This is a genomic window from Streptomyces sp. 1114.5 (assembly GCF_003635085.1).
Lineage (GTDB): Bacteria > Actinomycetota > Actinomycetes > Streptomycetales > Streptomycetaceae > Kitasatospora.
Genome location: NZ_RBXE01000001.1, coordinates 4,376,377 through 4,389,656, shown reverse-complemented (window position 1 = coordinate 4,389,656; position 13,280 = coordinate 4,376,377). Strand labels below are relative to the sequence as shown.

The following is a 13,280-nucleotide window of genomic DNA, read 5'->3' as shown; positions in this document are numbered from 1 at the left end:
GGCAGGCTGGACGCGGATCCACCGGGTGACCACAGGAGGGAAGGCGGTGTCCGTGACGCTCTGCCTGGAGACGCTGGACCAGACGGTGTACGAGGAGATGCTCAGCCACACGGCGCTGGGCGTGGACGAGCTCGCGGCCAAGCTGGACGTCGGGCCCGACCGCATCCGCGACTGCCTCGACAGGCTGTTCGCGCTGCAGTTGGTCCAGGCGTCCTTCGAGGCCCCCAGCAGGTTCACCGTCGTGGACCCGGTCCTCGGGATGCAGCGGCTGCTGGAGCAGCAGCACGAGGAACTGGTCCGGAGCCACCGCCAGGCGGCGGGCAGCCAGCAGGCCCTGATCAGGATCCTGGCCGGCGCGGGCGGCGGCGCCCAGCAGGCGGACGGCGTCGAGCGGCTGGCCGGACTCGATGCGGTGCAGCGGCGGCTGGAGCGCCTGGCCCTGGAGGCCGGGAACGAGATCCTGACCCTCATGCCCGGCGGGCCCCAGTCCCCTGCCTCGCTGGAGGCCGCCCTGCACAACGACGCCCTCGTCCTGCAGCGCGGCGTGGCGATCCGCACCATCGGCCTGGACGCCGTCCGCGGCGACGCCGCGACCCTGCGCTACACCCGCGCCCTGGTCGAGCGGGGCGGTGAGTTCCGTACGGCCGCCGCGCTGCCGACCCGCATGGTGGTGGTCGACCGGGCGTACGCCCTGGTGCCGATCGATCCCGGGGACAGCCGCAAGGGCGCGCTCTTCCTCTCCGCACCGGGCATGATCGCCCCGCTGCTCGCCCTGTTCGAGCGGGAGTGGGGAGCGGCCGTACCACTCGGCAGCGACACGTCCGATGCCTCGTACGTGCCGAACGAGCAGGAACGTTGTCTGCTGGCTCTCCTCGCGCAGGGCCACACCGACGAGTCGGCCGCGGGCCAACTGCACATCTCGGCCCGCACCGCCCGGCGGATCATGGCGTCGATCATCGAGCGGCTCGGCGCCCGCAGCCGCTTCGAGGCCGGCCTGCGCGCGGCCCGGCTCGGCTGGGTCTGACCGTTCCCGGCCCGTGAGCAGGAGCCACCCGACGGGTGACGTGTCAATGTCATGATCTTGCCCCTTAGGATGACGACACCGGCGTGCACCCAGAACTGGAGACCAGCCGCCGGTGAGAGCTGTGCAGCCTCGGGGGGACTGTGGAATTCTTCGTGCTCGGACCTGTGGGCATGCGCATCGGCGGGCCCGTCGTCTCCGCCGGCCCGCCCCAGCAGCAGGCGACCCTGGCCGCGCTGGCTCTCCGTTCGGGCCATGTGGTTCCCCTCCACGAACTGATCACCGCCGTGTGGGGCGAGGCGGCACCGGACTCCGCGGTGATGATCCTGCGGACGTACGTGTGGCGGCTGCGCAAGCTCCTGGAGGCCGGTGGCCTCGATCCGCAGGTGCTGGCGTCCGCGAACGACGGCTATCGGCTCACGGTGCCGCCGGCGTCGGTCGATGCCTCCCGGGTCGAACAGCTGGCCGCCGACGCGGCGCGCGCTCGCGAGGCGGGCCGCTACGACGCGTCCGCCGAGTCGCTGGCCGAGGCCGTTTCGCTGTGGCGGGGAGAGCCGCTGGCGGGGGTACCGGGGCCGTTCGCGCAGAACCAGCGCTCCCGCCTGTCCGAGCTGCGCCTCCACCTGCTGGAGGAGCGCTTCGACCTCGACGTCCTGCGGGGGCGGCACGCCCAGGCGGTCCCTGAACTGACCGGCTTCATCCACGAGGAGCCACTGCGCGAGCGGCCGTACGGGCTCCTGATGCGCGCGCTGTACGCCGCCGGGCGTCAGGGCGACGCCCTGGCCGTGTTCGCCAGGGCGCGCGAGGTGCTGGCGGACCAACTCGGGCTGGACCCGGGCCCCGAACTCCGCGCGCTGCACGGCCGGATCCTGGCCTGCGACCCCGAACTGGCCGGCCCGGCACCGGCACCCGCCGGCACCGGGGCGGCGTCGGCGCGGGCGGAGGCCGGCGACGCCCGGGAAGCGGGTCCGCCCCCCTTCGTCCGCCCGGCCCAACTCCCCGCCCGCATCGCCGACTTCACTGGCCGGACCGCCGAACTCGCCACCCTGTCGGACGCCCTCGCCGACCGGGACCGCACCGCCCTGGCCGTCGCCACCGTCAGCGGGATGGGCGGCATCGGCAAGAGCGCGCTGGCCCTGCGGGTGGCGCATCAGGTCAAGGAGGAGTTCCCCGACGGCCAGCTCTACGCCGACCTGCGCGGCACCGGCACGGACCCGGCCGATCCGGGAACGGTCCTGGCCAGTCTCCTCGCCGCCCTGGGAGTGCCTCGGCGGGAGATACCCGGCTCATTGGACGACCGGGCCCGGCTGTTCCGGACGGTCCTCGACGGACGCCGGGTGCTCCTCCTGCTCGACGACGCGCGCGACACCGCCCAGGTCAAACCCCTGCTCCCGGGGTCCGCCCGGTGCGCGGTGATGGTGACCAGCCGGGCCCGCCTCGCCGGCCTGCTGTCGGGCAGCCACGTCCAGCTGACGGAGTTCAGCCCGGCGGAAGCCCTGGGCCTGCTGAGGAAGATCGTGGGCCCGGAGCGGATCGACCGGGAAGGGCCCGCCGCGGCCGCGCTCGTCGGCGCGTGCGCCCAACTGCCGCTCGCGGTGCGCATCGTGGCCGCACGGCTGGCGGCCCGGCCGGGCTGGACGGTGGCACACCTCGTGGGCCGGCTGGCCGACCAACGGCGACGACTGGCCGAACTGCGGGCCGACGACCTGGCAGTCGCCGCCGTCTTCGAACTCGGCTACCGCCAGCTGACGGACCGACAGGCGGAGGTGTTCCGCCGGCTGGCCTCCGTGGCCCGGCCGAGCATCGGCCTGGCCGCCGCGGCCGCGGCGCTGGACCTGGCGGAGGCCGACGCGGAGACACTGCTGGAAGCGCTGGTCGACGCCGCGCTGCTCGAATCGCCGGAACCCGGCCGGTACCGGCATCACGAACTCGGCCGGGACTTCGCGCTGAACCTGACCGGGCCGCACACCGATCTCCCGGACGAGGACGACAGCGTGGTGCAGCGTCGCCTGCTCCACCACCTGATGGGCATGGCCGCCGAGGCTTTCCAGCGGATCGTGCCCGGGGACCCGGTGCACAGCACGTTCACCGCCACGACTGCGGAGCCGGGCGACGAACGGCTCGGGGACCTGGCCGAGGCCCGGGCCTGGGTCGTCGCGGAGTTCGACTTCGCGCTCCATGCCGTCCAGCTCGCGCTCCGACGGCAGGACGGCGCCGAATCGGAGCTGCTGACGGTGGCCGCCGACCTCCTGGTGGCCCTCAGCTCGTTCGGCCAGGACATCCCGTACGCACGCATCGCCGTCACCGCCGAGGCACTCGCCCGGGCCGCGGCGCTGAGCGGGAACCACCGTGCGGCCGGACGCGCCCGATTCATCTGCGGCAACGCGGCCCTCCAGGCCACCCGGTTGACCCACGCGCGCGCCAACTCCCACCTGGCGGTGGAGGCGTGCCTCCGGGCCGGCGACCGCGCCATCCTCCAGCAGGCGTACAACGACCTGGGCGTCATCGCCCAGTTCGAGCAGCGCTACGACGACGCGGCCGAGTGCTTCGACCGGGCGCTCGCCCTGGCCCGGGAGCAGGGGCACCGCTCGGGCGCACTGACCATCACGCTCAACGCCGCACTGGCCAGGATCCGCGGCGGTCGCGCCGCCGAGGCGCTGCCCGCCTGCGAGGAGGCGCTGGACGCGCTGCGCGCGCTGGCGGACCACCACGGTGTCGCACACGCGCTGTGCGTCCGCGGCCAGGCCCTGCACGAACTGGGCCGCCTGCACGAGGCGCTGGCCACCTACGAGGAGTGCCTCGACCTCTGCGAGACCGTACGGATACCGGGCCAGCAGGCACAGGCACGCTACCGGTACGCGGACACCCTGAACGCTCTCGGCCGTACCGAGCCCGCGCTGGACGCGGCGGCCAAGGCGGTGGCCCACCTTCGCACCGTGCCCGACCGTTACCGGGACCAGGGCTACGCCCTGCTGATCCACGCCCGCATCTCGCTCGACGCCGGCCACCGTGACGACGCGCTGGCACACTCCCGCGAGGCGCTGGAGGTCTTCACCCGGGCCGGACTGCCCGAGGCCGCGCAGGCGCGCCTGATCGTGGACACCGCCGCTGCCCCGCTTCCGGCGGTCTGAGCCGGAGATCGCAGCGGGCGGCGTCCGGACGCCGTCAGGCCTTGGTGTTGAACTCCGAGGTCCCCTTGTCGGACCGCTCGGCCGAAGAAGCCGGTCGCGTGTCACCGGAGTGGCCCGTGTCGGCCACGGTTCCCAGGACGGCCAGGACGGCGGCCAGGGCGGCGGGAACGAGGAAGGCCAGACGGTGCGGGACGGACTTCTGGATGCGCTGCACGGGAGATCCCTGTCTGTTCGTCCAGGAGCCCGTGGGTGACACCTGGCGTGCGAGTTGTTCTGCGACCGACTATCGCAGGGCGCCATCTACGTCTCATATACGCGCCGAGCACGGGGCCGTCGCACGGCCGGGAACGACACCTGCCGAGGTCACGCAGGCCCCGGACGTCACCCGTGCACGCAGGTTACCGATCGGGTGAACGGCGCGGAAGACCTAGATGAATATGATTATCACCGCTACTCTGTCCCCGGCTCCCCGGACATGACGGTGAGCAGACAGGTCTCGTCGGCGGATCGGCGGCGAGTGGGCTGAGGGGCGGTCACCTTGGTGGAGACGAGTCTCGGCAGCGTCCGGCACCTCCCGGTGGCACCGGCGGAAACCCCGCCACCACGCTGGAGGTCGGCGCTGCTGATCGGAGTACCGGCGGTCGTGGCGGCGGCCGCGTTGGTAACGGTGTGGGACGCGGGGGGTGTGCAGACCTGGCGGACGGTCATGGTCGCAATCGTCGTGCAGGGCGTGCCGTTCCTGGTGCTGGGCACCGTGGTGTCGGCCGCGATCGGGGCGTTCGTCCCGGAACGGGTGTTCACCCGGGTGCTGCCGAAGAACCCGGCGCTCGCCGTGCCGGTGGCGGGGGTGGCCGGCGCCGTCCTGCCCGGCTGCGAGTGTGCGTCCGTCCCGGTGGCCGGCAGCCTGATGCGGCGCGGAGTGGCCCCGGCAGCCGCCCTGGCCTTCCTGCTCTCCGCGCCCGCGATCAACCCGGTCGTCCTGGTCGCCACCGCGATCGCCTTCCCCGGCAAGCCGGAGATGGTGCTGGCCCGGCTGCTGGCCTCGCTCGCCACCGCGGTCGTGATGGGCTGGCTCTGGGTGGCGTTCGGCCGGCCGGAGTGGCTGCGGCTGCCGAAGAGCTCGGCCGGTCACGGCGAGGGCGGCGCGCGCAACCCGCTGGAGGAGTTCCGGCGCGGGCTGCAGCACGACTTCCTGCACGCCGGCGGCTTCCTGGTGGTCGGCGCGGCGGCCGCGGCGACGTTCAACGTGCTCGTCCCGCCGTCGGTGCTGCGGATCTTCGCCGACTCGCCGTGGCTGGGCGTGCCCGTCCTCGCCTTCCTCGCCGTCATCCTCGCGGTCTGCTCCGAGGCGGACGCCTTCGTGGCCGCCTCCCTCACCGGCTTCTCCCCCACCGCCCGGCTCGCCTTCATGGTCGTCGGCCCGATGGTCGACCTCAAGCTGATCGCCCTCCAGTCGGGCGCGTTCGGACGCGCCTTCGCGCTCCGGTTCTCCAGCGCGACCTTCCTGGTCGCCGTCCTCGCCAGCATCGTGATCGGAGGCGCGCTGTGAAGGCCGCCACTGTGAAGGCCACCGTCCGGGGGCTCGCCCCGTCCCTGCTCGTCGCGCTGGTCGGCGCGGCCCTGCTGCGGATCACCGTCGGCAGCGACGTGTTCCTGCAGTACGTCAAGGAGGGCCTGCGGATCCCGCTGATCGCCTCGGGGATCGTGCTGCTCGGGCTCGGGATCGCGGGCGTGGTGCGCCGCGTGACCGCCAACCGGCAGGAGCCGGTGATGCGGTTCGGGCGGGACGCCGAGGGCAACGCGGTCTGGCTCCGGCCCGTCACGGACGACGGACACGGACACGGGAAGGGGCACGATCACGACCACGGCCCGCGCGTGGCCTGGCTGCTGGCCGTCCCCGCCGTGCTGCTGCTCTGCTTCACCCCGCCCCCGCTCGGCTCGTTCACCGCCTCCCGGGACGGCACGGACGCCGTCGTCGAGCCGGCGAGGTACACCGACCTGTCCGAGCAGCCGGCCGCCCCGGGCAGCGCGGCCGGTGCCTCCGGTGCTTCCGTCACGCTGCCGACGCCGATGTCGCTGACCGAGTTCATCGGCCGCAGCCGCGACCCGCAGAAGAGCCTGGCCGGCCGCAAGGTCCGCCTGACCGGCTTCGTCTCCCCCGGCGCGCAGCCCGGCGAGTGGTACCTCAACCGGCTGGTCGTCAGCTGCTGTGCGGCCGACGCCAGGAGGCTGCGCGTCCTGGTGCACGCCTCCGGCCCGGCCCCCGCCGCCGACAGCTGGGTGGACCTCACCGGCACCTGGAAGCCCACCCCGGACGCGCCCGCCACCGCCGCGCCGCGGATCGATGTCACCGAACAGCACGCCGTCCCCCAGCCACGTGCCCCCTACCGGGACATCCCGCCCGCGGACCAGTAGGCCTAAACGGGGCAGTCGCCGTGCGCCTCCCAGGCGGGGAACGGGTCCTCATCCCGCAGAATCGGCTCGCCGTCGGCCAGCAGGCAGGCGGTGAGCCGGTCGTGCAGGGCGTCGGCGTTCAGTGCGGTGCCGATGAAGACCAGTTCCTGGCCTTGGCCGTCCGCGTGGACGCCGGCGGGCTCGAAGCGGGCGACGGAGCCTGCCTGGGACCAGAGGCCGGTGACGTGCGGGCGGGTGGCCAGGCGGAAGAAGCCCTTGGAGCGCAGGACGGTGCCGTAGGCGCCGCCCTCCAGGTCCTCGGTGACGAACTCCCAGAGCCGGCCGGGGTGGAAGGGCCGCTCGGCGCGGAACACCGTGCTGGAGATGCCGTACTCCTCGGTCTCGGGGATGTGGTCGCCGTTGAGTTCGGCGACCCAGCCGGGGGCCTGCTGGGCGCGCTCGACGTCGAAGCGGCCGGTGCCGAGCAGTTCGGCCGGGTCCACCCGGCCGTGCCGGACCGGGACGATCCGGGCGGCGGGGTTGAGCCGGGTGAGGGCGGCCCGCAGCCGTACGGCTTCCTCCTCGCCCACCAGGTCGAGCTTGTTCAGGACGATGACGTCGGCGAACTCGACCTGGTCGATCAGCAGGTCGCTGACGGTTCGTTCGTCGTCCTCGTACTGGTCGAGGCCGCGCGCGGCCAGCTCGTCGCCGCGGGCGAGTTCGGGCAGGAAGTTGGCGGCGTCGACCACGGTGGCCATGGTGTCCAGGGCGGCGACGTCGGTGAGCGTGGCGCCGTCGTCCCGGGCGAAGGAGAAGGTGGCGGCGACGGGCATCGGCTCGGAGATCCCACTGGACTCGATCAGCAGGTAGTCGAACCGGCCGTCCCGGGCGAGCCGGTCCACCTCCTCCAGCAGGTCGTCGCGCAGGGTGCAGCAGATGCAGCCGTTGGTCATCTCGACCAGCCGCTCCTCGGTGCGGGAGAGCGCGGCTCCGCCGTCGCGGACCAGCGCCGCGTCGATGTTGATCTCGCTCATGTCGTTGACGATCACGGCGACCCGCATGCCCGCGCGGTTGTGCAGGACGTGGTTGAGCACGGTGGTCTTGCCCGCGCCGAGGAAGCCGGACAGGACGGTGACGGGCAGGGGGCGGTGGATGGTGGTCACTCGGTTCGCTTTCCTAGTCGACGGTGGTGCAGCCGGCGCAGACGCCGGCGAGTTCGACGGTGTGGTGGACGTCGCTGAAGCCGGACTCCTCGGCGATCCGGGCGGCCCAGGCCTCGACCTGTTCGGAGTCGACCGCGAGGCTGCGACCGCAGCGGCGGCAGACCAGGTAGTGCTGGTGGTGGGCCTCCGGCCGGTGACGGTAGAGGCGCTCGCCGGAGTCGTCCCGGACGATGTCGGCGAGACCGGCTCCGGTGAGTGCGGCCAGGGCCCGGTAGACGGTGCTCAGACCGACCGCACCGCCCTCCGTGACCATTCGCCGGTGCAGCACCTGGGCGCTGACGAAGCCGGGGCTGGCGGCGAGCGACTTCCGGACGAGCGCCTGCTGCGGTGTCGACCGCCAGGCCGGCACCGGTGTCCGTCGGGTCCTCGTCACGTCGTCCCTCCGCCGGTCAGGCCGTGGCCCGGCGAGTCGCCCGGCGGACGGCCGGGCGGACCAGGGCGGAGGCGCCGTAGCAGGCCGCCGCGATCGCCATGATGGCGAAGCTCGGCGGCAGTCTGGGCGCGGCGGCACTCAGTGCGAGACCCGCCCACAGTTCCAGCACGGCGAGGGCGGCGGAGAGTGCGAGGGCCCGGTACGGACGGTCGGTCAGGCGCAGGGCGGTACCGGCGGGCGCGGCCAGCAGGCCGAGCAGCAGCAGGGAGCCGACCGCCTGGGTGGCCTCGGCGGCGCAGGCACCGACCAGGGCGAGGAAACCGAGGCCGAGCGCGCCCGTCCGCACCCCGCGCGCGGTGGCGACAGCCTCGTCGAGGGTGGCGAACAGCAGCGGCCGGGCGATCAGCAGCGCGGCCGCGCTGACCGCCACGGCGACCAGGACGGCCATCGCGGTCTGGGCGCCGCTCAGGCCGTAGATGGAGCCGAACAGGACGCTGATGCCCGCGTTGCCCTGGGTGGTGCTGCGATGGGTGGTGTAGAGGGTGAGGAAGAAGGTGCCGAGGCCGAGGATCCAGGAGAACAGGGTGCCGATGACGACGTCGTCGGGCCGGCCGCGCCGGCCGAGCAGGCCGAGCAGCAGGGCGACGCCGATGGTGGCGGCGAACAGGCCGAGCCGCAGGTCGTAGCCGCCGGCGAGGGCCGCCATCGCGCCGGTGAAGGCGACGTGGCTGAGGGTGTCGCCGGTGAAGGTCTGGGCGCGCAGCACGAGGAAGTAGCCGACCAGGCCGGAGGCGAGGGCGATCGCGGTGCCGGCGAGCAGGGCGTGCTGGAAGAAGGCCTGGTGGAGGACGCTGGTCATGCGGGTGCTCCTGTCGGCAGCGGGGCGCGGCCGAGGAAGCCCGCCACCGCGCGGGCGAGGTGGGCGAGGAGGTACCCGGCGAAGGCGAAGGTGGTCACGAAGAAGCCGAGCGGGTAGGGCTGGTAGAACGCGGCGATCAGGCCGAGCCAGCAGGCGGCGAGGGCGAGCAGGACCCCGAGCAGCAGGCCGAGGGCCGGACGTGCGGTGAGCACCTGGGCGGTGGCGGCCGGGATGACCAGCAGCGCGAACACGAGCAGGCTGCCGGTGATCTGGCCGGCCTCGGCGGCGGCCGCGCCGAGCAGCAGCAGGAAGCCGAAGCCCAGCAGCCGCACGGGCACTCCGCGCGCGGCGGCGACCTCGCCGTCGAGCGAGGCGAACAGCAGCGGCCGCCCGATCAGCGCCAGCAGGGCCAGCACGGCCGCGCCGACGACGCTCAGCACGATGACCTGCTCGGTGGTGATGCCGAGGAAGGTGCCGAACAGCAGCGCCTGCGGGCCGCCGAGCAGCCCCTTGTACAGGGTGACGAACAGGAACCCGCAGGCCAGCGCGAAGGCCTGCACGGTGCCCGTCCCGGCGGACTCCTCGACGACGCCGGCCCGGCCCCGGTCGCGCAGCAGGGCGATGACGAACGCGCCGCCCAGGCAGGCCCCGAGGTAGCCGAAGGTGGTGGAGATCCCGAGCAGGGTGGCGAGGGCGGCGCCGGGGAAGGCGACCACCGACAGGGTGTGGCCGGCGAAGGTCTGGCGGCGCAGCACCATGAACCAGCCCACGGCGGCCGCGACGACGGCGACGACGGCACCGGCCCGGAAGGCGTTGACCATGAAGGGGTAGGCCCACATCTGCTGGAAGTCGGTCACCAGGTTCCAGGAGAAGGCCGGTGAGGCGGTGTCGGCTAGCAGCACGGGCCACAGCTCCTGCAGTCCTCCGGGACGCCGACCACGACGAGCCGTCCGTCGGCGGTGCGCAGGACGTCGACGGGCGCGCCGTAGAGGCGGCTGAGGGTGTCCGAGGTGATCACCTGCTCGGGCCGGCCGGTGACGGCCCGTCCTTCGGCCAGGTACACCACGCGGTCCAGGTGGTGGAGGATCGGGTTGACGTCGTGGGCGACCATGACGACGGCGACGCCGTCCTCGCGGCAGATCCGGCCGAGCAGGGCGGCCATGGCGCTCTGATTGGGCAGGTCGAGGCTGTCCAGTGGCTCGTCGAGCAGGAGCAGGCGCGGGCGGGTGACCAGGGCCTGGGCGAGCAGCAGCCGCTGCTGTTCGCCGCCGGAGCACTGCCCGATCGGCCGGTGCGCGTAGCCGGTGGCGCCGACCGACGCGATGGCCTCGTCGATGCGTCGGCGTTCGGCGCGGCGGCGGGCGCGGCGGATTCCGGGCAGCGGGACGCCCCAGCGGTGGCCGTCCAGGCCGAGGCGCACGACGTCGATGCCGCGGATGCGGACGCCTGGGTCGAAGCTGCGGCGCTGCGGGAGGTACCCGATGTCCGCGCGGGCCGGGACACGCACCGCGCCCGCGGCGGCGGGGTGGGCGCCGAGGAGGGTCCTGACGAGGGTGGACTTGCCGACCCCGTTGGGGCCGAGGATGGCGGTGAACTCCCCGGCCCCGACGGTGAGATCGACGTCCGACCAGAGCGTTCGGCCGCCCACCCGCACGGCCGCGCCGTGCAGCTCCAGGACCGGAGCGGGGGTGGGGGCCGGGGCCTCGGTGGCCACGGCGTGCTCGACCGGTGCGATGGTCACTTGCCGGTCGCCTGCTTCAACGCGTCGGCGATGCCCTGGAGTTCGGTGATCTGCCAGTCCTGGAAGGCGGCGCCGGCCGGGGTCGGGGTCTCGGTGACGGTGGCGACCGGGATGCCCTGGGCCTTGGCGGCTTCGACCTGGGCCTTGATGTCCGGGGTGTCGTTCTGGCTGTTGTAGACGTAGACCTTGATCTGCTTGCTCTTGATCTGCTCGTCGGCGGTCGCCTTGTCGGCGGCGGTCGGGTCGGTGCCCTCGCTGACGGCGTCCAGCAGGCCCTCGGGGGTGACCAGTTTGAGGCCCAGGCCCTCGGCGAGCGGGGTGACGATCGACTCGGAGGCGCCGATCGGGGTGCCGGCGTACGTGGCCTTGATGTCGGCGATGAGCCGGTCGTACGGGGCGAGGGTCTTGCCGAGGAAGTCGGTCTTGTGCTGGTCGAAGTAGCCGGCGTCGGCCGGGTCGAGCTTCTTGAGGTCGGCGGTGATCCGGTCGACCACCTTGTGGACGCTCTCCGGGGAGTACCACTGGTGCGGGTTGCCGCCCTCCTTGACCCCGACCAGGTCGCCGACCTTGAGGGCGGCGCGACTCGGCGCAGGATTGGCGGCTATCAACTTGTCGGACCAGGCGTCGTAACCGATGCCGTTGGTGATGACGTACTGCGCGCCGGCGACGGTGCGGCCGTCGGCGGCGGTGGGCTCGTAGTCGTGCGGGTCGGCGTCGGGGTTGCTGATGATGTTCGTCACCTTGACGTGGTCGCCGCCGAGTTGGGCGGCCAGCGAACCCCAGAAGCTCTCGGCGGCGGCGACCTGGACGACCTTGCCGGAGCCGCCGGCGGTGTCCTGGGCCGGGGTGCTCTTGGCCGGCGCGGTCGAGCAGGCACTGGTGGCGGCCAGCGCGGCGACCGCGACGGCGGCGAGTCTGACGAAACGGGCAGGCAGGGCAGTACGCATGGTGGGGCGCTCCTCGCGGATGGGAGAGGGGGAGACGAGGCCACACACTAGATGGAAACGGTTTTCATCACCAGCCTGTTTAAGCAAATATGAAAATCATTACCGAACTTTGACCTCGCCCACGGCGGGTTCCGTGGCCCGCCGGTCCGTCAGCGGCTCGCGAGCCACCTCAGGGCCGATTCGGCCGCGTGGAAGCCGGCCATGCCGTGGACGCCGGCGCCCGGTGGGGTGGCGGCGGAACAGAGGTGGACGCCGGGCACGCCGGTGGCGTACGGGTCGGCTGAGAGGCGCGGGCGCAGGGCGAGTTGGCGTGCGGTGTTGGCTCCGCCGGTGATGTCGCCGCCGACCTGGTTGGCGTTCTCCGACTGCAGCCGGGCCACCGTGCGGACGGCCCGGGCGCGGATGCGGGTCCGGAAGCCGGGGGCGAAGCGCTCGATCCGGTCCAGCACCGCCTCGGTCGCGTCGCCCCGGTAGCCGTGCGGGACGTGGGCGTAGGCGTAGACCGGGTGGAGGTCCCCGGCCGAGCGGGACGGGTCGGCCAGGTACTGCTGGCCGACGAGTACGAAGGGCCGGCGGGGCATCCTGCCGCGGAAGGTCGCCTCCTCGGCGGCGGCGACCTCCTCGAAGGTGCCGCCGAGATGGACGGCGCCCGCGGACCGGCAGTGCTCGTCGGTCCACGGGATGCCGCCCTCGACCGCCAGGTCCACCTTGAAGGCCGCCGGGCCGTACCGGTAACGCCGGTAGGCGCGGGCGGTGCGGGGCGGAAGGCGATCGCCGAGGATCCGGGCGGCGGCGTGCGGGCCGGTGTCCAGCAGGACGAGGTCGGGCCGGTCGAGTTGTTCGAGGTCGAGGACCTCCGCGCCGGTCTCGACGGTGCCGCCGAGCCGTGCCAGCAGCCGCGCCATCGCGGTGGTGATCGCCTGTGAGCCGCCCTCCGCCACCGGCCAGCCGTGGGCGTGGCCGACGGCGATCAGCATCAGGCCGATGGCACTGCTGAACGGCGTGCGCAGCGAGCTGAAGGCGTGGGCCGCCGCCCCGCCGAACAGGGCCCGGGCCTGGTCGCCGCTCCACCTCCCGGCCGTCCAGGAGGCGGGCAGCAGGGCCTGGGCGCCGAACTCGGCGAGGGCGAGCGGCGAAGCGGGCAGGTGCAGGACGGGGCGGAGGACGTCGTCGGCGAGCCGGTCGAAGCGGCGCGACAGGCGGCCGAACACCCGCCGCCACGTCCTGGCGTCTGCCGGAGGCATCTGCCCGGCCGTCCGGTCCAGGTCGCGCCACAGCACTCCGGCGGCGCCCGGGTCCAGCGGGTGGGCGAGCTCCACCGGGGCCCAGCGCCAGCGCAGGCCGTACTCCGCCAGGCCCAGCGACCGCAGGAACGGCGAGGCGACGCCGGTGGGGTGGAAGGCGGAGCAGTCGTCGTGGATCAGCCCGGGTAGGGTCCGCTCACCGGACCGGGTGCCGCCGCCGATCGTCTCCCGCGCCTCCAGCACCCGGACCCGGACGCCCGCCTGCGCGAGGCGGATCGCGGCGGCGAGCCCGTTCGGCCCGCTGCCGACCACCACGGCCGTCGTCATGGCGTCGGTCCCGTCCGTCT

12 protein-coding genes are annotated in these 13,280 nt (G+C 73.6%); 4 read left to right on the top strand and 8 right to left on the bottom strand.

The genetic code is table 11. From position 1 onward, the window contains the following. Positions 1-46 precede the first annotated feature (46 nt). Both BX285_RS19530 and BX285_RS19525 read left to right on the top strand, forming a co-directional pair. On the top strand, positions 47-1,024 hold the full coding sequence (locus BX285_RS19530) for a helix-turn-helix transcriptional regulator (RefSeq protein ID WP_097239153.1): 978 nt from the start codon (positions 47-49) through the stop codon (positions 1,022-1,024). Between the two features lie 152 nt (positions 1,025-1,176). Further along, on the top strand, positions 1,177-4,152 hold the full coding sequence (locus BX285_RS19525) for a BTAD domain-containing putative transcriptional regulator (protein WP_259470589.1): 2,976 nt from the start codon (positions 1,177-1,179) through the stop codon (positions 4,150-4,152). 34 nt (positions 4,153-4,186) lie between these two features. Here the strand turns inward: BX285_RS19525 and BX285_RS19520 are convergent, their stop codons facing one another. Then, entirely contained in the window at positions 4,187-4,366 is a 180-nt protein-coding gene (locus tag BX285_RS19520) for a hypothetical protein (RefSeq protein WP_097239151.1), read from the bottom strand. A gap of 363 nt (positions 4,367-4,729) precedes the next feature. Between BX285_RS19520 and BX285_RS19515 the strand changes: the two genes are divergently transcribed. Then, the gene (locus BX285_RS19515) at positions 4,730-5,701 is read left to right on the top strand and encodes a permease (RefSeq protein WP_121177688.1); all 972 of its coding nucleotides are present in this window, start codon (positions 4,730-4,732) and stop codon (positions 5,699-5,701) included. Continuing rightward, positions 5,698-6,567, top strand: coding sequence for a TIGR03943 family putative permease subunit (locus tag BX285_RS19510; RefSeq protein WP_121175973.1), 870 nt, complete (start codon positions 5,698-5,700; stop codon positions 6,565-6,567). The genes BX285_RS19515 and BX285_RS19510 overlap by 4 nt, the downstream gene beginning before the upstream one ends. Before the next feature lie 2 nt (positions 6,568-6,569). On the opposite strand, the gene BX285_RS19505 is transcribed toward BX285_RS19510, so the two are convergent. From BX285_RS19505 to BX285_RS19475, 7 genes are all read right to left on the bottom strand, one after another. Then, positions 6,570-7,700, bottom strand: coding sequence for a GTP-binding protein (locus tag BX285_RS19505; protein ID WP_121177686.1), 1,131 nt, complete (start codon positions 7,698-7,700; stop codon positions 6,570-6,572). Positions 7,701-7,722: 22 nt separating this feature from the next. Then, positions 7,723-8,142: a Fur family transcriptional regulator gene (locus BX285_RS19500; RefSeq protein ID WP_121175971.1), complete on the bottom strand. Its 420-nt coding sequence runs from the start codon at positions 8,140-8,142 to the stop codon at positions 7,723-7,725. 16 nt (positions 8,143-8,158) lie between these two features. After that, on the bottom strand, positions 8,159-9,001 hold the full coding sequence (locus BX285_RS19495; RefSeq protein WP_097239148.1) for a metal ABC transporter permease: 843 nt from the start codon (positions 8,999-9,001) through the stop codon (positions 8,159-8,161). Further along, positions 8,998-9,903, bottom strand: coding sequence for a metal ABC transporter permease (locus BX285_RS19490; RefSeq protein WP_259470588.1), 906 nt, complete (start codon positions 9,901-9,903; stop codon positions 8,998-9,000). Before BX285_RS19490 ends, BX285_RS19495 begins: the two co-directional genes overlap by 4 nt. After that, positions 9,894-10,742: a metal ABC transporter ATP-binding protein gene (locus BX285_RS19485; protein WP_257032910.1), complete on the bottom strand. Its 849-nt coding sequence runs from the start codon at positions 10,740-10,742 to the stop codon at positions 9,894-9,896. The genes BX285_RS19490 and BX285_RS19485 overlap by 10 nt, the downstream gene beginning before the upstream one ends. Further along, positions 10,739-11,689: a metal ABC transporter solute-binding protein, Zn/Mn family gene (locus tag BX285_RS19480; RefSeq protein ID WP_121175968.1), complete on the bottom strand. Its 951-nt coding sequence runs from the start codon at positions 11,687-11,689 to the stop codon at positions 10,739-10,741. Before BX285_RS19480 ends, BX285_RS19485 begins: the two co-directional genes overlap by 4 nt. A gap of 149 nt (positions 11,690-11,838) precedes the next feature. Further along, positions 11,839-13,260, bottom strand: coding sequence for an NAD(P)/FAD-dependent oxidoreductase (locus tag BX285_RS19475; RefSeq protein WP_121175966.1), 1,422 nt, complete (start codon positions 13,258-13,260; stop codon positions 11,839-11,841). Between the last annotated feature and the right edge of the window lie 20 nt (positions 13,261-13,280).

Bases quoted from the DNA above. Each gene is read 5' to 3' on its own strand.
- BX285_RS19495 (WP_097239148.1), bottom strand. From the start codon at position 9,001: ATGACCAGCGTCCTCCACCAGGCCTTCTTCCAGCACGCCCTGCTCGCC.
- BX285_RS19480 (WP_121175968.1), bottom strand. From the start codon at position 11,689: ATGCGTACTGCCCTGCCTGCCCGTTTCGTCAGACTCGCCGCCGTCGCG.
- BX285_RS19475 (WP_121175966.1), bottom strand. From the start codon at position 13,260: ATGACGACGGCCGTGGTGGTCGGCAGCGGGCCGAACGGGCTCGCCGCC.